The sequence below is a fragment of the Pseudomonas sp. DE0010 genome (assembly GCF_007680745.1).
GTDB lineage: Bacteria > Pseudomonadota > Gammaproteobacteria > Pseudomonadales > Pseudomonadaceae > Aquipseudomonas > Aquipseudomonas parafulva_B.
Map to the genome: position 1 here is coordinate 1 of NZ_VEJQ01000339.1, position 206 is coordinate 206.

1 protein-coding gene is annotated in these 206 nt (G+C 42.7%); it reads left to right on the top strand.

All coding sequences use genetic code 11. The annotated features are described in order from the left end of the window. A partial coding sequence (locus FS767_RS23125; protein WP_218571753.1) for a hypothetical protein occupies positions 1-206 on the top strand: 206 nt, incomplete at both ends.

The window sequence follows — 206 nt, forward strand, 5'->3', positions numbered from 1 at the left end:
AATGAATACCAACTTGCTGTATGCGCCCACGCTTTCAAGTTTCAAGTTTCAAGTTTCAAGTTTCAAGTTTCAAGTTTGAAGTTTGAAGTTGATTGCGTTGGTGTGGGTGTTGAAAAAGAGCATAGTCCGTTTGCGATGGCGACGCTTAGTCACCTTTTCGCCCTTACGGCGAGTCACTTTTTGTCAAACGCGACAAAAAGTAACCA